The following is a 21,153-nucleotide window of genomic DNA, read 5'->3' as shown; positions in this document are numbered from 1 at the left end:
AAATGGAAGAATCTTCCACCGAAACTCTGGACCGCATCGACGTCAGGATCCTGCGCGCCCTTCAGGCCGAGGGACGGCTGAGCAATGCCGACCTGGCGGCCCGCGTGAATGTCAGCGCCGCCACCTGCCATCGGCGCACGCAACGCCTGTTTGAAGAGGGCTACATCACCGGGGTCAGGGCGGAGATCGCGCCCGCTGCGGTAGGGCTTGGCGCGCTGGTGATGGTCGGCGTCGTGCTCGACCGCTCGACACCTGAAAGCTTCGCTGCTTTCGAAGAGGCCGTGCACAAGCTCAAGGAAGTCCTGGATTGTAATCTTGTGGCCGGCGACTTCGACTATCTGTTGAAGATAAGAGTTCGCGATATGGCGGATTTCAACAAGCTCCACGGGCAGAAGCTGATCGCGCTACCAGGCGTTCGGCAGACCCGGACTTTCTTTGTCATGAAGGAGGTCAAAGAAAACGCGCGACTGCCGTTTTGACCGGCCGCTGGTCCCTGTTTCCATGTTTGGCTGACGGTCAGCCTTGCCTCTTGCCCTGCGCTGCCTTGCGGTCGTTGCGGGCGGCGACGAAGAACAGGATGAAGCCGAGGCCCAGCAGCGCGCCCATCGCCATTCCCATGGTCTGGCCGACAACTTCCTGGAAGTTGGGAGCGACGCGATCGGGATTGGCCAGCCCGTAGCGGGCCAGGTACCACCAGAGACCGGCAAGGGCAGCCTCGATGATCACGAGCATGATCAACACACGGGCTTTGCGGCTCACCGGCTCTTCCTTGCTTCGATCGCGTGGTGCAGTGGCATGACGATTATCCAATTGCCGTCCCACGCGCTAGCACTGCCGGCTTGGCGACGATAGGGATTCTGGCACGGCAGGCCCCAAAGATTTCCAAGTCCGGCTGGTCGATCGGCATTTTGCAAGTGGCTCTTTCTGCAAGAGCAGCCCCCAACTAATTCGGGTGCAAAGCAGCGGATGAAGCCTCGCGAAAAGTGAAATGGAATGACAATGGAAGCGAGATCGGGGCTGACGCGAGCGGCAATCATGCTCTCCGCCGGTATGGCTATATCCGGTACGGCCGGTCTCTTTTCCATTGAGTCAGGCCAACCAACGCTCAATGTCATCTTTTTTCGCTGTGTCTTCGGTGCGATAGCCCTCGTCGGATGGACCTGCCTGCGGGAGGGATGGAAGAGCCTCTTCATCACGCAAAGGGCGCTGTGGCCGCTCGTGCTGGTCAGCGGCGTCTGCCTCGTCTTGAATTGGCTAGCCCTGTTCGAGGCCTTCAAACTGACCTCGATCGGGTTTGCGACGATCATCTATCATCTGCAACCATTCTGGATCGTGCTGACCGGGGCGTTGCTGCTCAAGGAGAGGCTGTCGCGGGATAGGCTGGGATGGATCTGCGTCGCGTTTCTCGGCCTCATCCTCACGATCATCCCGAAACTCGGCGTCATGCGGGCGGATCACGACTGGCTGATCGGCGTCGGCCTGGCGCTTGTCGCGTCGCTGTTCTACGCCGCCACCACCTTGACCACCCGCGCCGTCAAAACGGTGAAGCCTAGCGTTCTCAGCGCCATTCACTGTCTGATTGGCATCGTCGTTTTTGCGCCCTTCGTCGATTTGACCGCGCTCCAGGGCGCTGGCAACGGCATGTGGGGCTGGCTTGTCGGCCTCGGCGTCATCCATACCGGCGTCGTGTATATCTTGCTCTACTCTTCCTATCCCAGGCTTCCGATCACGGTCATAGCGGCCGGGTCGTTCCTGAATCCGGTTGCCGCCTTGCTCTCGGACTTTTTCGTATTCGGCCGCTCGATAAGCGCCATGCAGGGCGCCGGCCTGATCCTGATCCTGCTGGCGGGACTTGCTGTGAACCTTGGCTGGCCGTTCGGTTTTGGCTCAGCACGCAGAGTTGCGCCGTCGCAAGAATCCTGACGGTCGATCTCGCCAGGGGGCCCTATTCGTGCCGCAGCGCGTCGATCGGGTCGAGCCTGGCGCCACGCAGCGCTGGGAAGAAGCCGAACACCATGCCGATCAGCGCCGAAAAGCCGACGGCAAGCAGGATGACCGCCGGGCTCGGCGCAAAGGGGATGGTCAGCGCCACCGAGGCGATGCCGGCCAGCGCCAGGCCGATCAGGATGCCGATGATGCCGCCGAGCAGCGACAGCACCGTGGCCTCGACCAGGAACTGGATGAGGATGTGCTTCTCATGCGCGCCGATGGCGAGCCTGATGCCGATCTCGCGGGTGCGCTCGGTGACCGAGACCAGCATGATGTTCATGATGCCGATGCCGCCGACCAGCAGGCTGACGCCGGCGACGGCGCCGAGCATGCCGGTCATCGTCGTGGTGGCGCTGGCCATGGCGTCGGCGATCTGGGTCATGTCGCGGATCGAGAAATCGTCATCGCGGTCCGGCGTGATGCGGCGCGTGTCGCGCAATATGTCCTCGACGCGCGGCTGCAATTCGGTGGTCGGCGTCCGCTCGTCGGCGGCGATGTAGATGTTGTCGATGTCGCGGTTGCCGGCGATGCGGCGCTGGTAGGCGGCAAGCGGCATCAGCACGACATTGTCCTGGTCCTGGCCGAAGCCGGTATAGCCCTTGGGCTCGAGCAGGCCGATGATCTTGCAGGAGGTGCGGTTGACGCGGATGATCTCGCCTTCGGGGTCGCCGGCGCCGAAGAATTGCTGGCGCACCGTCTCGCCGACCAGGCAGACGCCGGTGCCTGAGCGTGTCTCGGAATCGCTGAACGGACGGCCGGAAACCAGCTTCCAGTCGCGAGCATCGAGATAGGCGCTGTCGGTGCCGGTGATGCCCGAGGTCAGGCTCTCGGTGCCGAAGATGACGCGCACCTGTTTTTGCGAGGCGGGCGAGATGGCGCGCGCGCCGCTGAGGTGGGCGACCAGTGCGGCGAGATCCTTTTCGGCCAGCGGACGCACCACCTGGTCGAGGCCGCCTGGTCCGCCGGGACCGGCCGGGCGGCCGGAGCGGACGACGAGCAAATTGCTGCCGAGCTTGGAGATGTCGGCCTTGACCTTCTCGGTGGTGCCGGAGCCGATGGTCAGCATGGCGATAACCGCGGCGACGCCGATGACGATGCCGAGCAAGGTCAGGAACGAGCGCAGCACGTTGCGGCGGATGGAAATCAGAGAGAGGCGGACGGTTTCCCAGATCATTGTCTAGGCCACCTCAAGGCTGGCCGTGTCGGAGGCGACATGGCCGTCGAGGAAGCGGATGGTGCGCTCGGCATAGGCGGCGACGTCGGCTTCGTGCGTGACCATGGCGATGGTCAGGCCAAGCTCGCCGTTCAGCCGCGTCAGCAGTTCCATGATCTCATGCGTGCGGGCGGTGTCGAGATTGCCGGTCGGCTCGTCGGCGACAAGCAGCGTCGGCCGTGTGACGATGGCGCGCGCGATCGCCACGCGCTGCTGCTGGCCGCCGGAGAGTTCGGCCGGCGTATGATGCTCGCGGCCGACAAGGCCGACCTCCGCCAGCGCCTGCATGGCAAGCTTGTGGCGCTCGCTTCTGGCGACGCCGCGATAGATCAGCGGCAGCTCGACATTTTCGGCCGCCGTGGTGCGCGGCAAGAGATTGTAGCCTTGGAAGACGAAGCCGACATAGAGGTTGCGCAGCAGGGCGCGGCGGTTGCGGTCGAGCCGTCCGGCATCGATGCCTTCGAAACTGTAGGTACCCGCCGTCGGTGTATCGAGGCAGCCGATGATGTTCATCGCCGTCGATTTGCCCGAACCGGACGGGCCCATGATGGCGACGAACTCGCCCTTGCGAATGGCCAGATCGACGCCGGCCAGCGCATGCACCCGCGCCTCGCCCTGGCCATAGGTTTTCCAGACCTTGTCGAAGCTGATGAGGACGGGGCCCGGCACGGGGTCAGCTCCGCAGCTGCGAGCCGGTGATGACCTGAGCGCCCTCATCCAGGCCCGAAATGATCTCGGTCAGCTCGCCGTCGGTGGAGCCGATCTTGACGTTGACGGCACGCGGCCGGCCGTTTTCCAGCACGTAGAGCGTGCGCGAGCCGTCGGTCGGGGTCGTCGTGGCCTGGCGCTGGCGGTTGCCGCCGGGGCGGCCCATGCGGCCGGTGAACAGGTCCCTCAGGCTCCAGCTGCGGGCGGCGGCTTGCGCCGGCCGGTAGCGGAAGGCGGTGGACGGCACGGTAAGCACGCCCTTGGCCTGTTTGGTGACGACCGAAACGGTGGCGGTCATGCCGGGCCTGAGCAGAAGCTCGTTGTTGTCGACCTCGAGGCGCGCGTCATAGGTGACGACGCCATCGGTGGTGACGGACGCGTAGGAGATGTCGCGGATCTCGGCGTCGAAGGGCCGCTCCGGGAAAGCGTCAACGGTGAAGCGCGCATGCTGACCGGTCTTGACCGCGCCGATGTCGGCCTCGTCGACAGCCGCCTTCAACTCCATGTTTCTAAGATCGGCCGCGATGATGAACAGCACCGGCGCCTGCAGCGAGGAGGCGACGGTCTGGCCGGGATCGACCGAGCGCGTCAGAACGATGCCGTCTATGGGGGCATAGATGGTGCTCTTGGCCAGATCCGTCTGCTGCGCCTTGAGGTCGGCACTGGCGATGGCAAGATTGGCTTCGGCGCTGTCGAGCGCTGCCTTGGAGCGGTCACGCGTCGCGGTGGCCGCTTCGAGCGACTGGTCCGTCGCCATGCCGCGCTTGGTCAGCGCTGCCGCGCGGGTGAGTGCGCTTTCGTTTTCCTTCAACGTTACCGTCGCGTCCTCGAGACTCGCCGCCGCTGCCTTGGCGGACGCCTGGGCACGCTCGATCTGCACCTCCAGCTTGGCGGTGTCGAGCGCCGCCAGCACGTCACCCTTCTTCACCTGCTGGTTCTCGTTGACCGAGACCGAACGGACGACGCCGGACAATTCGCTGGAAATGTCGACCTGGGTGAGGGGCTGCAGCGTGCCGGTGGCCGAGACCACGACGGTGAGGTCTGCGACGGCGGCCGGCACGGTCGTATAGTCGATCTTGGCGGGTGCGCCGGCATACCATTGGTAGAGGCCGATGCCGGCGGCGATGGCGACCAGCGCCAGCAGCGCGTAGAGCCAGCCACGGCGGCGTTTCTTCCGCAGACCGCCCCGATCAAGCCCAAGCGCCGTTTCGATGGCGGAATCCGATTCCGCCTTTGGCGGATTGACAAGCTGGTCCAAGCCGGACCCCTATAATGCGCAATGTCCCTATCTGTGCACAGATCAGGCTTTGTGGTTCAAATTTCAAATTAAATTTCGCCCATGTTTGGATTGAGGCAAGAATGCAAACCCGGAACTACTTGCTTTACGATGTGTTTACGACCGAGCGGCTGGCCGGCAACCCGCTGGCTGTCGTGCTGGATGGCAAAGGACTGGACACGGCCGCGATGCAGGCCATCGCGCGCGAATTCAACCTGTCGGAGACGGTCTTCGTGCTGCCGGCCGACAATCCGAAGCATCGTGCCCGCATCCGCATCTTCACCCCCGACTACGAAATGCCGTTCGCCGGCCACCCGACCGTCGGCTCGGCAATCGCGCTTGCCGAACGGGCCGGCGACAGCGAGGCCGCCGGCATCTTCGTGCTGGAGGAGAATATCGGTCCGGTGCGCTGCGCCGTCAGCAAACACGATGGCGCCACCTTCGCCGAGTTCGACCTAGCGAAGCTGCCGGAGCGGCTGGAACTGTCGGCCGACCCGGAGGCGATCGGGGCGGCACTTGGGCTCGGGCCGCACGAGCTCGGCTTCGAGAATCACCGTGTCTCGTTCTGGTCGGCGGGCGTGCCTTACGTGACTATCCCCGTTGCCAGCCTTGAAGCGGCGGCGCGGATCAGGCTCGACAACCAGGCCTGGTCGGAGCTGGCGCCGCGCAAGAGCGACTGGGCTTTCGCCAGCCCCTATGTCTACTGCCGCGAGACGGTGAACCACGAAAGTGCCTTCCATGTCCGCATGATCGTGCCCGGCAGCCCTTCTTATGAAGACCCCGCAACCGGTTCCGCCGCGGCCGCCTTCGCCGGCGCGATCATGCATTTCGACGGCCCGACGGACGGCATTTCGCAGCTGTGGATCGAGCAGGGGCTGGAGATGGGGCGGCCTTCGCGCATCCGGCTCGAACTCAATGTCGAAGGCGGAAAACTGGCGTCCGCCCGCATCGGTGGCCATGCCATCAGGGTGGCGGAAGGCAAGCTTTTGGTCTGATCGCGAGCGGCTTGGTCGATTTGTCGGGAAATGATTCCGGCAGGGCTGGACATCCCCGAGATCGGCGGCTATATGCCCGCCGACGCCGGTTTTCCGGCCGAGTGGGTGCGTAGCTCAGTTGGTAGAGCAGCTGACTCTTAATCAGCGGGTCCACAGTTCAATCCTGTGCGCACCCACCAAATTTTTCAAAAAACTTGGTGGAAAAGACCCTGGAACGATGGGACGTGAGGCGACTCGCGTCAACGTGACCGTTCTTGTTCAAAAGCAGCGTTTTCCGGGTTCAAAAACGCGGCCGAATCGAAAAGCGATATTGGCGTCCGCAGGCAGCGGTCTCGTCGCGATGAACGGGGGAGGCGGCCCGTTGGTCGCTGCCTGAGCAAACCGTGGTCGCTAACTTTAAGGTTATGCAGTAAGGTTAATCGCACGTATGGGTTGCATACGGAATATTTTGCTTTAAAAGTAGTGGTCGCGCTAGCCTTGGCGGGGCTTGGCTGGGTCCGAAAAGCCAGCGCGACCTCTACCCGACGATCTGCGTCGGATGTCTCAAATTAGGACAGCGTGGCTAACGAACGGTTAACGCTGTTCTTGGTCCGTGATCGGCTGTGCGCCGGACCTGTTCATCCTGCGGAAGCGTGGTCGCGAGTAGAGCGGCCACGCTCGCTGTCTTCAAATGCACCAGCAGCGTTGAAACTCCGACCGGGTTTACTTTTCCGACACGCCGGCTTCCGCAAAGCTTGCCATGCGGGCGTGGCATTCGAGCGCCGAGCGGACGATGTTGACCGCCAGGCAGGCGCCGGAGCCTTCACCGAGCCGCATGCCGAGGTCGAGCAGCGGGGGCAGGCCGAGCGCCTCCAACAGACGACGGTGGCCGGATTCGGCCGAGACATGGGCGGCGAGCGTGTGGGCGAGCCCGGTCGGGTGCAACCGAGCCAAAGGTGCGGCGGCGGCGCTGCAGACAAAGCCGTCGAGCAGCACCGGCACATTGTTGTGGCGCGCGGCCAGTGTCGCGCCGAAGATGGCGGCGAGTTCGCGGCCGCCCAGCGTGGCGGCGATCTTAAGCGGGTCGGTTAGCGCGTCGGCGTGGCGCTTCAGGCCAGCCTCGATTGCCGTGACCTTGCGCTTCAGGCCGGCATCGTCGACGCCGGTGCCGCGGCCCGTCCATTTCTCCGCGCCGCCACCGAAAAGTGCCGCCGAAATCGCTGCCGCCGGCGTGGTGTTGCCGATGCCCATTTCGCCGAAGCAGACGAGGTCGATATCGTTCGTCACCGCATCGTAGCCGGCCGAGACGGCGGCGAGGAATGCCGTCTCGTCCATCGCCGCGGCTTGCGTGAAGTCGCCGGTCGGATGGTCGAGATCGAGGGGAATGACGTCGAGTTCGGCGCCGGCGATGCGGGCAAGCTGGTTGATGGCGGCGCCGCCGCCGGCGAAGTTCGCCACCATCTGCACGGTGACTTCGGACGGGAAAGCCGAGACGCCCTGCGCGGTGACGCCGTGGTTGCCGGCGAAGACAAAGACTTTGACACGATCGAGCTTCGGCATGTCGCGGCCCTGCCAGCGGGCGAGCCAGGCGGCGATGGTCTCGAGACGGCCAAGGCTGCCTTGCGGTTTGGTCAGCGTGTCCTGGCGGCGGGCGACAGCATTGGCCGCCGCATCGCTGCCGGCAGGCAGGTCGAGGCAAGCGGCGCGCAGTTCATCAAGCGATTTGAAGGGCATGGGGGCAAAGTCTCCGGGGAAGAGTCAGGATAGGGAAACGGAAGCGACGAGCAGGATCGTGATCTCGCCCAACTGCTGCAGGGCGCCGACCGTATCGCCGGTCTGGCCATCGATCTGGTTGAGGCAAAGGGCGCGGAACGCGGCAAACAGCAGGCCGAGCAGGATGACCGCGACAACGGCGCCTCCGGGCCCGAGCAAGAGCAGCGGGACCGCGCCGAGCACGGCACCGGCTATGGCTGTTTCGACCGAAACGGTGCCGGCGCCGGCCGAAAGGCCGTCTGACCGCGCCGAGGGCAAGAGATGCATGAAGGCGCCGAGCAAGCCGCGTGAGGCGGCATGCGCGGCAATGAGGGCGAAGAGCGCCTGCGTGGGGTCGGCGAGTTGCGAAAGCACGCTCCAGCGGATCAGCAGCGACAGAGCCAGCGCCGATGCGCCGTAGGCGCCGATGCGGCTGTCGCGCATGATCTCCAGTTTCAGGCCGCGCGTCTTGCCGCCGCCAAAGCCGTCGGCGACATCGGACAACCCGTCCTCGTGCAGGCAGCCGGTGGCGAGCAAGGTCGCCGCGAGCGCAAGGGCGGCCGCCGGACCCATGGCAAGGCCAAATCGTTCCGCCGTAGCGTAGACGACCGCGCCGATCAGGCCGACGGCAAGGCCGGCGACAGGTGCGGCCCAGATCGCGGCGGCGAGGCTGCGGCCGCGAAAGTCGAAGACGGGCAGCGGCAGTCTTGTGAAGAAGACCAGGCAAAGCGCGATGTCGTCGAGGATCTGCCGGGGCGAAAGGGTCGAATTCCAAAGCTTCATGCGCTAGCCCCTCGCAATGGCATGGAAGAAGGTGCCGCTGACATGGCCGCGCCGGTAGCCGGAGGCACCGAGCGGATTGCCTTGGCCGTCGGCGAGGTCGGCGAGCGGCTCGTCATTGCCGGCAGCAAGCATCTGCGCATAGTGGAACTCATGGCCACGGACCAGCGAGCCCTGGCCTCCCAGCGGACAATCGGCGCGCAGCCGCGCCTCGCGGTAGCCGAGGTTCATCTTGCGCTTGGCGAAGCTGGTGGAGTGGCCGAGCAGGCCGAGCATTTTGTGCGTCTGCCCCGACGCGTCCTCCAGCGCTTCGCCCAGCACCATGAAGCCGCCGCACTCGCCATGCACCGGTTTCGCTGCCGCGAAGCTCGCCATGCCGGCACGGAAATTCCGGGCATCGGCAAGGCGGCCGGCATGTAGCTCGGGATAGCCGCCCGGCAACCAGCAGACGTCGCAGCTGACGTCAGGCGCCTCGTCGGCGAGCGGCGAGAAGGGGACGATCTCGGCGCCGGCCTTGCGCCAGTAGGTGGCGACATGCGGATAGAGGAAGGTAAAGGCGGCATCCTCCGCCAGCGCAATGCGCTGGCCGGGCGGTTGCAAGGCATCGCCGAAGCCGCCGGGAGCCGGCGCGAAGGGTGCGGCCAGCGCCATGATGGCGTCGAGATCGAGCGAGCGCTCGGCCATGTCGGCCAGAAGGTCGAGATGTGCCATCAGGTTCTCGTATTCGCCGGCCTGGACGAGGCCGAGATGGCGTTCGGGCAGGTTGAGCGTGGGATCGCGCAGGATGGCGCCGACGACGGGCAGGCCGAGCGCCTCGATGGCGTCGCCGCAGAGCCGGCGGTGGCGTTCGCTGCCGAGCCGGTTGAGCACGACGCCGGCCATGCGCACGTCGGGGTCATAGGTGGCAAAGCCCTTGGCGACGGCTGCGGCAGTCGTCGACTGTCCGGACACGTCGAGCACCAGCAGCACCGGCAGGCCGTAGAGCCGCGCCAAGTCGGCGGCCGATCCGGAGCGCCCGGCCGGCGCGGGAATGCCGTCGAACAGGCCCATTGCGCTTTCGAGGAAGACGAAGTCGGCATCCTCGGTCGCGTTGCCGGCGAGCGCGTTGAGCAGAGCCGGCGACATCGCCCAGCTGTCGAGATTGACGCCGGACAGCCCCGTGGCGGCGGTGTGGAAGCCGGGGTCGATATAGTCTGGCCCGGACTTGGCGCCGCGCACCTTGACGCCGCGCCGGGCAAGCGCGCGCAGGATGCCGATGGTGACGCTGGTCTTGCCCGAGCCCGAGCGCGGTGCGCCGATGATAATGGCGCGGGTCATGGCTCGCCCGCCAGTGCCGCGCGCATGGCGACGATGCCGCCGACGACGATCAGTGCCGGCGCGGTCAAACCGGCTGCGGCCGCGTCTTCAGCGATGGTGGAGAGCGTGGCGACGACGATGCGCTCCTGCGGCGTGGTCGCGGACACGATCACCGCCGCCGGTGTCGACGGTGCCAGGCCGCCATCGAGCAGCGAAGCGGCGATGACGGGCAGATTGGCCATGCCCATATAGACGACCACGGGCTGGCCGGTGCGGGCGATTGCCGCCCAGTCGAGGTCGTCTTCCGTACCAGCGGCGTGGCCGGTCGCCAGGATCACCGCCTTGTTGATGCCGCGCATGGTGGCGGGGATGCCGGCCGCAGCGAGTGCGCTAAGGCCCGACGTCAAGCCGGTCAGGACGCGGAACGGGATCGCTTCACGCGCGAGCGCCAGTGCTTCCTCGCCGCCGCGGCCGAAAATATAGGGATCGCCGCCCTTCAGCCTGACGACGCGGCGTCCCTCGCGCGCCAGCCGCACCAGCAAGGCGGTGATGTCGTCCTGTTTCATCGACGGCTGGCCACCGCGCTTGCCGGCATAAAACAGCTCGGCGCCCTCGGCGACAGCAACGACATCGGGCGAGACCAGCGCATCATAGACAAGCGCGTCGCATTGTCCGAGTGCGGCCAGCACCTCCAGCGTCAGGCAGCCGGGATCGCCGGGGCCGGCACCGGCCAGCCAGACGTGTCCGGGCTCCAGCTCCCGCGGCTTGAAATTCAGCCGCGCGAGCGCCTGCTCGACCGTTGCGTTTCCGCTCTTATGCTTGGCGCTGCCGCTCACAATCCGTCCCGTCCGCGAAAACGCCGCTGGTAGTGGGCGTCGTAAAGTGAACTCTCGCCGAAATCCTGTGCTGCCAGCGAAGTGCCGACGAAGATGATCGCCGTGCGTTCCATCGGATTTTCGGCGAGCTGTGCCTCGATGGTCGCCAGCGTGCCGGTCATGACGCGCTCGTCCGGCCAGGAGGCGCGGAAAACCACCGCCACCGGGCAGTCGGCGCCATAGAGCGGCGTCAGCTCGGCGACAACACGGTCGATGGCATGGATGGCGAGATGGATGGCGAGCGTGGCGCCGGTGCGGCCGAAGCCCGCAAGTGTTTCGCCGGGCGGCATCTTCGACGCACGGCCGGAGACGCGGGTCAGCACCAGGCTTTGCGCGATCTCGGGAATGGTGAGTTCGCGGCGCAATGCTGCGGCAGCGGCAGCGAAGGAGGGCACGCCCGGCGTCAGCGTGTAGGGGATGCCATGCTTCTCCAGCCGCCGGATCTGTTCGGCCACCGCGCTCCATACCGAGAGGTCGCCGGAATGGAGGCGGGCGACATCATGGCCGGCTTTGTGAGCGGCCAGATATTCGGCCTCGATCTCGTCCAGCGACATCGGCGCGGTGTCGATTATCTTTGTCCCGGGCGCGCAGTGCTGCAGCAATTCCGGGGCGACGATCGATCCGGCATGGAGACAGACCGGGCAACTGGCCAGCAGTTTTGCGCCGCGCAAGGTGATGAGGTCGGCAGCTCCGGGGCCGGCGCCGATGAAATGGACGGTCATGGCGCATCTCCGCTGATGGCGATGGCGCAGGTGACCGCGCCGAGCACGGTGCGCGGGCCGAGCAGTTTTGCGCCCTTGCCGGCGGCGGCGAGGGCCGATGCTTCCGAAACCGACGGCGTGCCGGCATGCGCCTGCGAAAGTTCGGAGCGGCTGAGCGTGCGGGAGGATGCGGCCTCGAGGGCATCGTCCGCGACAACGATCACCGGGAGGGCAAGGTCGCGGCCCGCGGAGAAGATTGCCGGTTCGTCCTGCTTGAGAGAGGCGGTCGCCAGGGCGGACAGCGCCGTCGTCGCCAGCCCGTGTGCTTCCAGCGCGGTTTCTATCGCCGCAAGCACCTCGCTTGCGTTGACGCCTTTGCGGCTGCCGATGCCCGCGACCATCATGGCTTCACCCAGCTCCATTGGGTGACCGGCATGGCCGGGCGCCAGGCCTGCATGGAGCCGACAGGGGAGGCGCGCGATATGGCGATGCGGGTCAGATCGCCGCCGTGCCTGGTGTGCTGGGCAAGCAGCAAGGCCTCCATCTCCAGCGTCACGGCATTGGCCACCAGGCGGCCACCGGGGCGTAGTGCCTTGATGGCTGCATTGAGCACGCCGGCATCGCTGCCGCCGCCGCCGATGAAGATCGCATCGGGCGTTTGCAGCTTGGCTAGCACCTTCGGCGCCGAACCTTCGACGACGACAAGGCCGGGGACACCGCAAGCAGCAGCGTTGCGATGAATGCGGGCGGCACGGGTCGAATCGGCCTCGATAGCGACGGCGCGCAAGGAAGAGTGCGCCAACATCCATTCGATGCCGACCGAGCCGGAGCCGGCGCCGATATCCCACAGCAATTCGCCGCGCCGCGGCGCCAGCGCTGACAGAGTCATGGCGCGGATCTCGCGCTTGGTAATCTGGCCGTCATGGTCGAACAGATGATCGGCCAAGCCTGATGTCAGCGGCAGGATTCGGGCATCCGGAGTTGAGTCAACTTCGATCGCCAGCACGTTGAGCGGATTGATGGTTTGCAGTTCGAATGTATTCGCGCGCGCCTCGCGGACTTGCTCGTTTCTGCCACCCAGCGCCTCCAGAACGGTCAGCTTCGATTTGCCGAAATCGAGTTCGGTCAGCAGCCGCGCGATCGCCGCCGGCGCTTCGGCGTCGGAGGTCAGGGCAAGGATGCGTGTGCCGGGGTGCAGCAGCGGCCGGATCAGGTCGATCGAATGGCCATGCAGGGAAATGGTCTCGATGTCCTGCAAGGCCCAGCCGAGGCGGGATGCGGCCAGCGAGACGGACGATGGCGCAGGGATAACATGCATGTCCTGCGTCTTCACCTTGCGGGCGAGGGTGGCGCCGACGCCGTGGAAGAACGGGTCGCCGGAGGCCAGCACGCAGACGCTTTTGCCGGCAAGCGCCAGCACGTCGGCCATCTCGGCATCGAAAGGAACCGGCCAGGGCCGCGCCTCGCCCTTGGCGAAGGAAGCGACCAGCGCGAGATGCCGCTTGCCGCCGAAGATGACTTCGGCTTGCGCGATCCGCTGCTTGGCCTCGTCGCCGAGACCCGCTACACCGTCCTCGCTGATGCCGACGATGGTGAGCCATCTTGAGTTGAGCTTGGCGCTGCGCGGACCCTCAGCAGGCATGATGACCCACCGCATTCTGATCCTCGGCGGAACCACCGAAGCCCGGCAGTTGGCGGGAAAGCTGGCTCTTCGCGCCGATCTCTCGGTTACCCTGTCGCTGGCGGGCCGCACCGAGAGCCCTGTCGCGCAAGGCGTGCCTGTCCGCACGGGAGGGTTCGGTGGTGCGCACGGGCTGGCGGCGCATCTCAAGCAAGCCGGCACGGATCTGCTGATCGACGCCACGCATCCCTATGCGGCGCGCATCTCCGCCAATGCGGCGCAAGCGGCGCGGCAAGCCGACGTGCCGATCATGGCACTCAGGCGTCCCGGCTGGGAGCCTGTCGAGGGTGACCGTTGGACGCTGGTCGATAAGGTCGCCGATGCGGCGCAGGCCCTGGGAGCCGCGTCGCGCAGGACCTTCCTGGCGCTTGGCCGGCAAGAGGTCGCCGCCTTCGAGGCAGCACCGCAGCATCACTATCTCATCCGCAGCGTCGATCCGGTCGAACCGAAGCTTACGGTGCCCGATGCGATCTATCTGCTGGCGCGCGGGCCGTTTCGGGAAGCCGACGAACGCGCGCTGCTTGTCGAGCACGGCATCGACGTTATCGTGTCCAAGAACAGCGGCGGCGAGGCGACCTACGGCAAGATCGCCGCGGCTCGAGCGCTTGGCATCGAGGTGATCATGGTGCGCAGGCCGGCGCTGCCGGACGTTCCGTCGGCTGAAACGGTCGAGGCGCTCGCCGACATGGTCGATCATTTTCTGGTCGGTCATTTTCCTGGGCCCGTCGCGGAGCGCGGCGTGTAGACCAGCGACGGCCGCTCGCCGCGGCGGATGATCCTGGTTTCCGGAGAGCCGATGATGATGCAGGTCGCCATGTCGGCCTTTTCCGCATCGGCGTCGGCAAGCAGAAAAACCTCGATGCGCTCGTCGGGCCGGCCGGCGGCGCGGCCGAAGATGACCGGCGTCGTGCCGGGCAGGATGGCCGTCAGGCATTCGAAGGCGCGGCCGAGCTGCCAGGGGCGCGCCTTGCTGATCGGGTTGTAGAGCGCGATGACGAAGCCGGCGCCGGCTGCCGCCAGCAAACGCAGTTCGATCAATTCCCACGGCTTCAGATTATCGGACAGCGAGATGGCGCAGAAATCATGGCCGAGCGGCGCGCCGATGCGGGCGGCCACCGCGAGCATGGCAGTGATGCCGGGCACGACGGCGACGTCGACGGCGCGCCATTCGGCAGGGCCGGCCTCGATCGCCTCGCAGACAGCCGCCGCCATGGCGAAGACGCCGGGGTCGCCGCCGGAGACGACGGCGACATCATGGCCTTCGGCGGCTTTGATCAAAGCATCCTTGGAGCGGGCGAGCTCCTCGCGATTGTCGGAGGCGACGCGGGTCTGGTCCGGGCGCAGCTCGAGCCGGTCGAGATAGGGCTTGTAGCCGTAGAAGAATTTGGCTTCCGCCACGGCGCGGCTCGCTTCGGGCGTGACCTGGTCGGCATTGCCTGGCCCAAGGCCGATGACGGTGAGGCGGCCGCTCATGGCTTGGCCCCCGCCGCGCCGGGCCGGGCCGACCAACCGGCCACCAGAACGATGGCGAAGTAGGGCGCCTTGTCGTCCTGCTTGTCGGCCAGCCGCATCGAGACGCTGCCCGGCATGGTGCCGCGCTCGACATAGACGGCCCGCGTCAACTTGCCGGTCGCCTGCAGCGCGCGCCTGATCTTGGGCAGGTTGCGGCCGACCTTCATGATGACGGCGGCATCGGTGTCGGCCAGCCGGCGCGTCAGTTCGAACTCGCTCATCGTGCCCGGCAGCACGGTCAGCACGTCGTCGCCCTGGACGATCGGCAGGCCGGTCGCGGACCAGCAGCCGGACATGGCGGTGACGCCGGGAATGACTTCTGTGGGGAAACGGTGCGCCAGCCGGACATGCAGATGCATGTAGGAGCCGTAGAAGAGCGGGTCGCCTTCCGACAACACCGCGACCATCCTGCCGGCATCGAGATGCCCGGCGACCGCCTCGGCCGATTGCTCGTAGAATTCGGTGATCTGCGAGCGGTAGTCGTCGTGATCCTTGTCGATCTCCGTCGTCACCGGATAGAGCAGCGGCAGTTCCAGCATGTCCGGCCGGAAGCGCGCCTCGACGATGGCGCGCGCATTGCTGTTGTTGCCGCGCTTGGCGAAGTAGGCGACGACATCGGCCTCAGCCAATGCCCGCGCGGCCTTCAGCGTCAACAATTCGGGGTCGCCGGGACCGGTGCCGACGCCGACAAGACGGCCTTTGGGAAAAGCGTTCACAGGCCGGGCCTCGCCAATGCGTTAAGCGCGGCGGCGGTCATGGCGCTGCCGCCCAGCCTGCCGCGCACGATGGCGTAAGGCACGCCATAGGAGTTCTCGGCCAGCGCGTCCTTCGATTCGGCAGCACCGACGAAACCGACCGGCATGCCGATGATTGCCGCCGGCTTCGGCGCGCCGTCGCGCAGCTTTTCCAGCAGGTAGAAAAGCGCGGTCGGCGCATTGCCGATGGCGACGACCGAACCGGCCATGCGCTCGCCCCACAGATCGATGGCGGCGGCCGAGCGGGTGTTGGCGATCGCTTTGGCGATTTCGGCGGTGCGCGCGTCGCGCAGCGTGCAGATCACCTCGTTGCCAGCCGGCAGCCGGGCGCGGGTGACGCCATGCGAGACCATTTCGGCATCGCAGAAGATCGGTGCTCCGGCAGCCAAGGCGGCGCGCGCGGCGGTGACGAAATCGCTGGAAAAGACAAAATGCTGAGCGGCCTCGACCTGGCCGCAGGCATGGATCATGCGGATCGCGACATCGGCCTCTGCCTCCGAGAAGCGCGACAGGTCGGCTTCGGCGCGGATGATGGCGAAGGAGCGCTCGTAGATCGCCGTGCCGTCGTGGATGTAGTCGTAGGCGGCCATGCTCATTCCTGTCGGTAAGCTTCTGCGATGCCGGCCGCGCCAAGCCTTGCCAGGCAGGCAGCGGCGGTCTCGCCCCGAAGTCGTTCTTTGCGGATTGCCGCTGCAACGCCACTGACACCGCGCGCGGCGTCATAGCCCGGCCTGTATCCGGCAGGAAGAGCTTTTGCCGTCGCGTCCACGACAAGTCCGGCTCCGTTTTCGTCACCGACCAAGGTCAGCGCTGCTTTGCCCGGATGAGCGCAGCCCTTGGCACAGCCGGAAATGTGCAGGGTGAGGGAGGCATCGAGGATGTCGGCGGTTTCCGAAGCGACCGTCTCGGCGATGTCGCGGGTGACTATTTGGCCGGAGGCGCAGGCCGGCGTGCCGGGGCAAGCGGCGATGCGCGTGCGTGGGTCGGCGGGGGTTGTGACGAAGCCGAGGGTGGTGGCGGAGTTCTGGAGCCAGGGGCAGGCGGATAGCGGCATGCCGAGGAAAAGAAGTGCCCGGCCCGGCGCCAGGCGGATTTCGGTGGTGCCTAGGGCGAGGGCCTGTCGTATGAGGTCGATGAGCTTTTCTGCAGGCATGCTGCCGAAGGGCAGGCCTATGCCGAGGGCGACGCCGGCTGTGGCCAGGTCGAAGACGCCGACGGGCGAGCGGGCCGAATGTGTCAGCGGAAAGCGTTCCTTCGCGCCCCCCTCTGTCCTGCCGGACATCTCCCCCACGAGGGGGGAGATTGGCAGCTCAGGCGCCGGCCCCCTCACTTCAATAGGTTCGACAGGCGGCAGGGCAACGGTGGTGATTGGCGAAAGCGGTGATGACAGCGCAATCTCCCCCCTCGTGGGGGAGATGTCCGGCAGGACAGAGGGGGGCGTGACGGAGTGCCAGCTTGCGAGCGAGGCCAACTGCCTCTCCGACAAATCCCTCGCATGGGCTTCGCGGCCCTTCTCGGCAACCATTCTGAGCGCCGCAACGGCAATGTCGCGCGCGGCATCTTCATCGACCGCTGTAAGCGGTATCGCGCTTTGGTTGTCACCGGCAACAGATACAGCCCACAGGACGTCAGCGCCGGTCCGCACCGCGATCAGCCGCACATCGGCCGTCACCGCATCCATGGCCAACTGCCCGCCGCCGTCGACAACGACCGAGACCTTCGGCCCCAGCCGCTGCGCCAGCCCGGCTTGATCAACCGCTGCACGCACGCTTTCCGCCAGCGGGCGTGGGTCGGCGACTTCCTGCGGGTCGAGCCCCGCCAGCGGTCCGGTCTCGATCGGCACGCCGGTGCGCACGGCAATGCCGAGCGCATCGACCTCTCCGGCCAGCAGCCGCGCGCTCTCCGGCGTCAATCCCCGGATCTGTAGACTGCCGCGCGCGGTGACTTCCATGATGCCGTTGCCGTGCCGCAAGGCGGATTCGCCGAGTCCGATCAACGATTTCGGGGCAAGTCCTCCAGCGACCGGATTGAGCCGCACCAGCAGTCCGTCGCCGGTCTGCATCGGCTTGCTGAGCGCAGGGCAGGCGCCTCGGCGGGAGAAGGCGTTCATGCCGCCACCCCATGGGCTTCGGCGATCAAAGCGGCGAGATCGTCGTCGATCGAATTGCGCAGCGGATGCCAGAGACCGCGCCGCCGCGCCGACTGGAAGCGCTCGGCGATGACTTTGGCCGCCGCCGGGTTCTCGCGCAGGATGAAGGCGCGAACTTCTGCGTCGCCGAGATAGGCGTCATGCACGGCTTCGATCAGCGTGCCTGAAATGGCCTGGGTGGTTTCGGCAAAGCCGACCAGCCGGTCGACGGTCTCGGCGAATTCCGAGGCGCCGCGCGGGCCATGGCGCATCTGGCCGGCGATAAAGCGCGGGTTGACGGCGCGGGCGCGCACGACGCGCGACACAGCTTCGCCGACCGAACGCGGCTTCGGTTTCTGCGGGTCTGTGGTGTCGAGCACGATGACGTCGGCATTCCTGCCGAGGGCCGCAAGAGCCGCCGAAAAGCCGCCGATGAAGGCGACATCGGCTGAGCCTTCCAAAATGTCGCGGCCGGGGTCGTCGCCGGTGTGGACGAGGAGGTCGGCCTCGGCGATACGGGTCTCGAAGGCGCCGGGCGCGGAGACCGCTTCGCCGTCGGCGCCGCCATAGGCATGCGAGGTGGCGTCGAGATAGGCGCGGCCGATTTCTTCGCGCGCCACCCAGTCGCCGCTCGACAAGAGATCCTCGACGCCGGCGCCGTAGGTGCCGGGCGAGGTGCCGAAAATGCGCGGGCTGATCTTGCCCTCGGTCCGGGTCCTGGCCGCCAGCGGGTTTTCCGAATCCTCCTCGTCGCGGGTGGCAACGGCATTCGCCGCGGCGTCGATCAGCGCGATCTGGGTCGGGAACATGTCGCGGAACAGGCCCGATATGCGCCAGGTGACATCGACGCGCGGACGGCCGAGCGAGGCCGGCGGCAGCACCTCGATGCCGGTGACGCGGCCTGTGCCGGCATCCCACTGCGGCCGGCAGCCCATCAGCGCCAGGCCTTGCGCGATCTCCTCGCCGCCGGTGCGCAGCGACGCCGAACCCCAGAGGTCGATGACCAGCGAGCGCGGCCAGTCGCCATGCGACTGCATGTAGCTGCGCACCACTTCCTCGGCCGCGGCTCTGCCCAGATCAAAGGCAGTCGGCGTCGGCATGGTGCGCGGGTCCGAGGTGAACAGGTTGCGGCCGGTGGGCAGCACGTCGGAGCGGCCGCGCGACGGCGCGCCGGCCGGCCCGGCCTTGATGTGGCGGCCGTCGAGCGCCGCGAGAAGCGCTGCCTTTTCGGCCTCGGCACTTTGGCGGCGCATGGCATCGGGCTCGTCGTCCGGTGCACGGCCGTAGATATGCAAGCCGTCCTTGATGGCGAAGTCCTTGAGGTCGCAGAGCCAGGCGTCGATGCGGCGCAGCGCCTCGTCGGGCGCGTCGGTCCTGGCAACGCCGGCTTCGGAGGCGAGGCCGGTCTTTTGCGCTGTGTCGACGATCAGCTTGGCCAGCCGGTCGCGGCGGCGGCGGTCGAGCCCGTCGGCCTGGGCATATTCGTCGACCAGGCGTTCAAGCTTGTGCTGGTTCTCGTCCAGTCCGGCGCCGGCCAGCGGCGGCGGCAGATGGCCAAGCGTGACGGCGGCAATGCGCCGCTTAGCTTGCGCCGCTTCGCCGGGGTTGGAGACGATGAAGGGGTAGATGACGGGCAGCGCGCCGGTGACGATTTCCGGAAAGCAGGTCTCGCTGAGCGCGACGGTCTTGCCGGGCAGCCATTCCAGCGTGCCGTGGGCGCCGACATGGATGAGGGCATGGACGCCCAGCGATTTGCGCAGCCACAGGCCGAAGGCGATCAGTTCATGGCGCGGAGGGAGTGTCGGGTCGTGGTAGTCGGCGCGGCGGTCGGCTGAACGGCCGCGATCGGGAGCGAGCGCCACGGTGACTTTGCCGAAGGTGGCGGCGCGGAAGGGGAAGCGTTTTTCGGCTACCGACCGCCAAGGTTTGCGTTCTGTCGCGCCCCCCTCTGTCCTGCTGGACATCTCCCCCACTTGGGGGGAGATTGGGCCCTCATCTCGGCTTTCGCCAATCTCAAACGTTGCAGGAAGAGAGCCGGCAATGGAGCTGCCAATCTCCCCCAAGTGGGGGAGATGTCCGGCAGGACAGAGGGGCGCGCCTTGATGTGAGGGTCGTTATTGGCTTTCCCCCACGCTGCTTCCATCGCTTCGCGCGCGGCTTCGGGCATCTCCGAAAAGGCGAGGTAATCCTCCAAGTCGAGCCCATGGCCTCCCGCTTCCAGCGCCTCCAGCAACTCGCGCGGCGATTGCGGAATCCCTTCAACGGCGTAGCCCTGTTCCCTCAGGTCGTGCAGCATGGCCAGCACGCTGGAGGGCACGTCGAGGCCGACCGCATAGCCGGTGCGGCCGGGCGCGCTTGGATAGTCGGGGATCAGGATGGCGAGCTTGCGCTCTTCGCGCGGCGCGCGCTGCAGGCGGATAAACGCCTCGATGCGGTTCGCAACTTGCGCGACGCGGTCCGGCTCCGGCCGGTTGGCGAAGGCGCGGAAGGCCAGAGCGGGATCGGTCTCGCTTTCGCCTTTGAAGGAAATGGCGCCGGCCAGGATGCGGCCGTCGAGTTCGGGCAGCACGACATGCATGGCAAGGTCGGCGGGCGCCAGGCCGCGCTGGTTTTTCTCCCAGACGTCGCGCCTGGTGGTGGCGACGATGACCTGGAAGACCGGCACGCCGGCGCGGTCGAACAGGGTTTCGATGCCGGGCTCGGCGCCGGAGGCGAAGGCTGTGGCGGTAACGATGGCAGCGGAGTTCAGGTTTGCCAGTGCATTCTCGACAAAGGCGAGGGAAACCGCGTCCTTGAGGCTCGAGACGAAGATCGGCACGGGAACCATGCCGCGCTGGTGGAGCTCGTCAAAAAGTGCGTCGATCGGCGCGACGTCGGCGGCGAGCAGCATAGAGCGGTAGAACAGGACGGGGATGACGGCGGCGCCGACATTCGAGAGGTTAGGCTTCTCCACGACGCCCTGTCCAGGCTCGTAGTAGCCGGCCTTCGGCACCGCAACCGGCTCGGCAACCGCCGCATCCGACCCAGCCAGCCGCGCCAGCCTCCGCACCAGCGCACTCATATTCGCCGGCCCGCCCTCACGGAAATAGCCGAGCAAGGCGTCCAACTCCTCGCGCGGCAGCGTCGAACCTTCGATCAGCCGCAGATCCTCGTCGTGGCTCTCGCCGGGCAGCAGCGCCAGTTTGATGCCACGCTCGCGGGCGATCGCGGCAAGCTGGTCGCAGCCATAGCGCCACCAGTCATAGCCGCCGAGGATGCGCACCAGGATCACCCTGGCATGTCGTGCCACGCTGTCGACCCAGAGATCGACGGACATCGGATGGCGCAAATCGCGAAGTGCGGCGAGCCGCATCGACGGCAGGCGCGCGGCATCCGCCTTCCACGCCGCCGCCAGTCCGGAGAGATCGCTGTCGGTGAAGGACAGCGCCACGATATCCGCCGGCGTCTGCCGGAGATCGACAGGCTCGGCAAGGTCGTCGAGCGAGGCGGATGTGGTGGTGAGGATGTGCATCG

General features: G+C 66.6%; 21 protein-coding genes and 1 tRNA gene. 5 read left to right on the top strand and 17 right to left on the bottom strand.

Annotation, left to right across the window (positions count from 1 at the left end):
- Positions 1 to 2 precede the first annotated feature (2 nt).
- Positions 3 to 479 carry an Lrp/AsnC family transcriptional regulator gene (locus tag A6B35_RS22400; RefSeq protein WP_006204997.1) on the top strand — a complete coding sequence of 159 codons (477 nt, stop codon included), beginning with the start codon at positions 3 to 5 and terminating at the stop codon, positions 477 to 479.
- A gap of 37 nt (positions 480 to 516) precedes the next feature.
- On the opposite strand, the gene A6B35_RS22395 is transcribed toward A6B35_RS22400, so the two are convergent.
- Positions 517 to 759, bottom strand: coding sequence for a hypothetical protein (locus tag A6B35_RS22395; RefSeq protein ID WP_006204998.1), 243 nt, complete (start codon positions 757 to 759; stop codon positions 517 to 519).
- A 240-nt stretch (positions 760 to 999) separates the two neighbouring features.
- Here A6B35_RS22395 and A6B35_RS22390 point away from each other — a divergent pair, with 240 nt between their 5' ends.
- Positions 1,000 to 1,923, top strand: coding sequence for a DMT family transporter (locus A6B35_RS22390; protein ID WP_006204999.1), 924 nt, complete (start codon positions 1,000 to 1,002; stop codon positions 1,921 to 1,923).
- A gap of 22 nt (positions 1,924 to 1,945) precedes the next feature.
- On the opposite strand, the gene A6B35_RS22385 is transcribed toward A6B35_RS22390, so the two are convergent.
- Genes A6B35_RS22385 through A6B35_RS22375 form a run of 3 tightly spaced genes read right to left on the bottom strand, consistent with a single transcriptional unit; the run spans position 1,946 to position 5,168 of the window.
- A complete protein-coding gene (locus A6B35_RS22385; protein ID WP_006205000.1) occupies positions 1,946 to 3,163 on the bottom strand; it encodes an ABC transporter permease in 1,218 nt (405 codons plus the stop codon).
- A gap of 3 nt (positions 3,164 to 3,166) precedes the next feature.
- Positions 3,167 to 3,919 (bottom strand): ABC transporter ATP-binding protein, encoded by a 753-nt coding sequence (locus A6B35_RS22380; protein WP_425277671.1) that lies wholly within the window; start codon positions 3,917 to 3,919, stop codon positions 3,167 to 3,169.
- Positions 3,876 to 5,168 carry an efflux RND transporter periplasmic adaptor subunit gene (locus tag A6B35_RS22375; RefSeq protein WP_006205002.1) on the bottom strand — a complete coding sequence of 431 codons (1,293 nt, stop codon included), beginning with the start codon at positions 5,166 to 5,168 and terminating at the stop codon, positions 3,876 to 3,878. Before A6B35_RS22375 ends, A6B35_RS22380 begins: the two co-directional genes overlap by 44 nt.
- Before the next feature lie 101 nt (positions 5,169 to 5,269).
- On the opposite strand from A6B35_RS22375, the gene A6B35_RS22370 reads away from it, so the two are divergent.
- On the top strand, positions 5,270 to 6,181 hold the full coding sequence (locus A6B35_RS22370; RefSeq protein ID WP_040583599.1) for a PhzF family phenazine biosynthesis protein: 912 nt from the start codon (positions 5,270 to 5,272) through the stop codon (positions 6,179 to 6,181).
- 103 nt (positions 6,182 to 6,284) lie between these two features.
- Positions 6,285 to 6,360: transfer RNA gene (locus A6B35_RS22365), tRNA-Lys, on the top strand.
- A gap of 523 nt (positions 6,361 to 6,883) precedes the next feature.
- Here the strand turns inward: A6B35_RS22365 and cobT are convergent.
- From cobT to A6B35_RS22330, 7 genes are read right to left on the bottom strand one after another with little or no spacing between them, the layout of a single operon-like run.
- Entirely contained in the window at positions 6,884 to 7,894 is a 1,011-nt protein-coding gene (gene cobT, locus A6B35_RS22360; protein WP_065518256.1) for a nicotinate-nucleotide--dimethylbenzimidazole phosphoribosyltransferase, read from the bottom strand.
- Positions 7,895 to 7,918: 24 nt separating this feature from the next.
- Positions 7,919 to 8,695 (bottom strand): adenosylcobinamide-GDP ribazoletransferase, encoded by a 777-nt coding sequence (locus A6B35_RS22355; RefSeq protein WP_006201110.1) that lies wholly within the window; start codon positions 8,693 to 8,695, stop codon positions 7,919 to 7,921.
- Between the two features lie 3 nt (positions 8,696 to 8,698).
- Complete coding sequence (locus tag A6B35_RS22350; RefSeq protein WP_065518255.1) at positions 8,699 to 10,009, bottom strand: cobyrinic acid a,c-diamide synthase CobB; 1,311 nt, start codon at positions 10,007 to 10,009, stop codon at positions 8,699 to 8,701.
- The gene (gene cobA, locus A6B35_RS22345) at positions 10,006 to 10,824 is read right to left on the bottom strand and encodes a uroporphyrinogen-III C-methyltransferase (RefSeq protein ID WP_006203270.1); all 819 of its coding nucleotides are present in this window, start codon (positions 10,822 to 10,824) and stop codon (positions 10,006 to 10,008) included. Before cobA ends, A6B35_RS22350 begins: the two co-directional genes overlap by 4 nt.
- Positions 10,821 to 11,585, bottom strand: coding sequence for a precorrin-4 C(11)-methyltransferase (gene cobM / locus A6B35_RS22340; protein ID WP_006203269.1), 765 nt, complete (start codon positions 11,583 to 11,585; stop codon positions 10,821 to 10,823). Before cobM ends, cobA begins: the two co-directional genes overlap by 4 nt.
- Positions 11,582 to 11,968 carry a cobalamin biosynthesis protein gene (locus A6B35_RS22335; protein WP_040583080.1) on the bottom strand — a complete coding sequence of 129 codons (387 nt, stop codon included), beginning with the start codon at positions 11,966 to 11,968 and terminating at the stop codon, positions 11,582 to 11,584. Before A6B35_RS22335 ends, cobM begins: the two co-directional genes overlap by 4 nt.
- The gene (locus A6B35_RS22330; RefSeq protein WP_006203267.1) at positions 11,965 to 13,206 is read right to left on the bottom strand and encodes a bifunctional cobalt-precorrin-7 (C(5))-methyltransferase/cobalt-precorrin-6B (C(15))-methyltransferase; all 1,242 of its coding nucleotides are present in this window, start codon (positions 13,204 to 13,206) and stop codon (positions 11,965 to 11,967) included. The genes A6B35_RS22335 and A6B35_RS22330 overlap by 4 nt, the downstream gene beginning before the upstream one ends.
- A 1-nt stretch (position 13,207) precedes the next feature.
- Between A6B35_RS22330 and A6B35_RS22325 the strand changes: the two genes are divergently transcribed.
- The gene (locus A6B35_RS22325) at positions 13,208 to 13,990 is read left to right on the top strand and encodes a cobalt-precorrin-6A reductase (protein ID WP_040583072.1); all 783 of its coding nucleotides are present in this window, start codon (positions 13,208 to 13,210) and stop codon (positions 13,988 to 13,990) included.
- Here A6B35_RS22325 and A6B35_RS22320 read toward each other — a convergent pair.
- The 6 genes from A6B35_RS22320 to A6B35_RS37535 are packed head-to-tail and all read right to left on the bottom strand — an operon-like array spanning position 13,954 to position 21,151.
- Positions 13,954 to 14,718 (bottom strand): precorrin-3B C(17)-methyltransferase, encoded by a 765-nt coding sequence (locus A6B35_RS22320; RefSeq protein ID WP_006203265.1) that lies wholly within the window; start codon positions 14,716 to 14,718, stop codon positions 13,954 to 13,956. The two genes, A6B35_RS22325 and A6B35_RS22320, sit on opposite strands and share 37 nt — an antisense overlap.
- Positions 14,715 to 15,473, bottom strand: coding sequence for a precorrin-2 C(20)-methyltransferase (locus tag A6B35_RS22315; RefSeq protein WP_006203264.1), 759 nt, complete (start codon positions 15,471 to 15,473; stop codon positions 14,715 to 14,717). Before A6B35_RS22315 ends, A6B35_RS22320 begins: the two co-directional genes overlap by 4 nt.
- Positions 15,470 to 16,102 (bottom strand): precorrin-8X methylmutase, encoded by a 633-nt coding sequence (locus tag A6B35_RS22310; RefSeq protein WP_040583071.1) that lies wholly within the window; start codon positions 16,100 to 16,102, stop codon positions 15,470 to 15,472. The genes A6B35_RS22315 and A6B35_RS22310 overlap by 4 nt, the downstream gene beginning before the upstream one ends.
- Positions 16,103 to 16,104: 2 nt before the next feature.
- On the bottom strand, positions 16,105 to 17,622 hold the full coding sequence (gene cobG / locus A6B35_RS22305) for a precorrin-3B synthase (RefSeq protein WP_065518254.1): 1,518 nt from the start codon (positions 17,620 to 17,622) through the stop codon (positions 16,105 to 16,107).
- A complete protein-coding gene (locus A6B35_RS37540) occupies positions 17,619 to 19,613 on the bottom strand; it encodes a cobaltochelatase subunit CobN (protein ID WP_425312825.1) in 1,995 nt (664 codons plus the stop codon). The genes cobG and A6B35_RS37540 overlap by 4 nt, the downstream gene beginning before the upstream one ends.
- Positions 19,550 to 21,151, bottom strand: a complete 1,602-nt coding sequence (locus tag A6B35_RS37535) for a cobaltochelatase subunit CobN (protein ID WP_425312824.1) — start codon at positions 21,149 to 21,151, stop codon at positions 19,550 to 19,552. The genes A6B35_RS37540 and A6B35_RS37535 overlap by 64 nt, the downstream gene beginning before the upstream one ends.
- Positions 21,152 to 21,153: the final 2 nt, after the last annotated feature.

It is taken from the genome of Mesorhizobium amorphae CCNWGS0123, from assembly GCF_001686985.1.
Lineage (GTDB): Bacteria > Pseudomonadota > Alphaproteobacteria > Rhizobiales > Rhizobiaceae > Mesorhizobium > Mesorhizobium amorphae.
The sequence above is the reverse complement of the archived record's forward strand: the minus strand, read 5'-3'. Positions and strand labels throughout refer to the sequence as shown.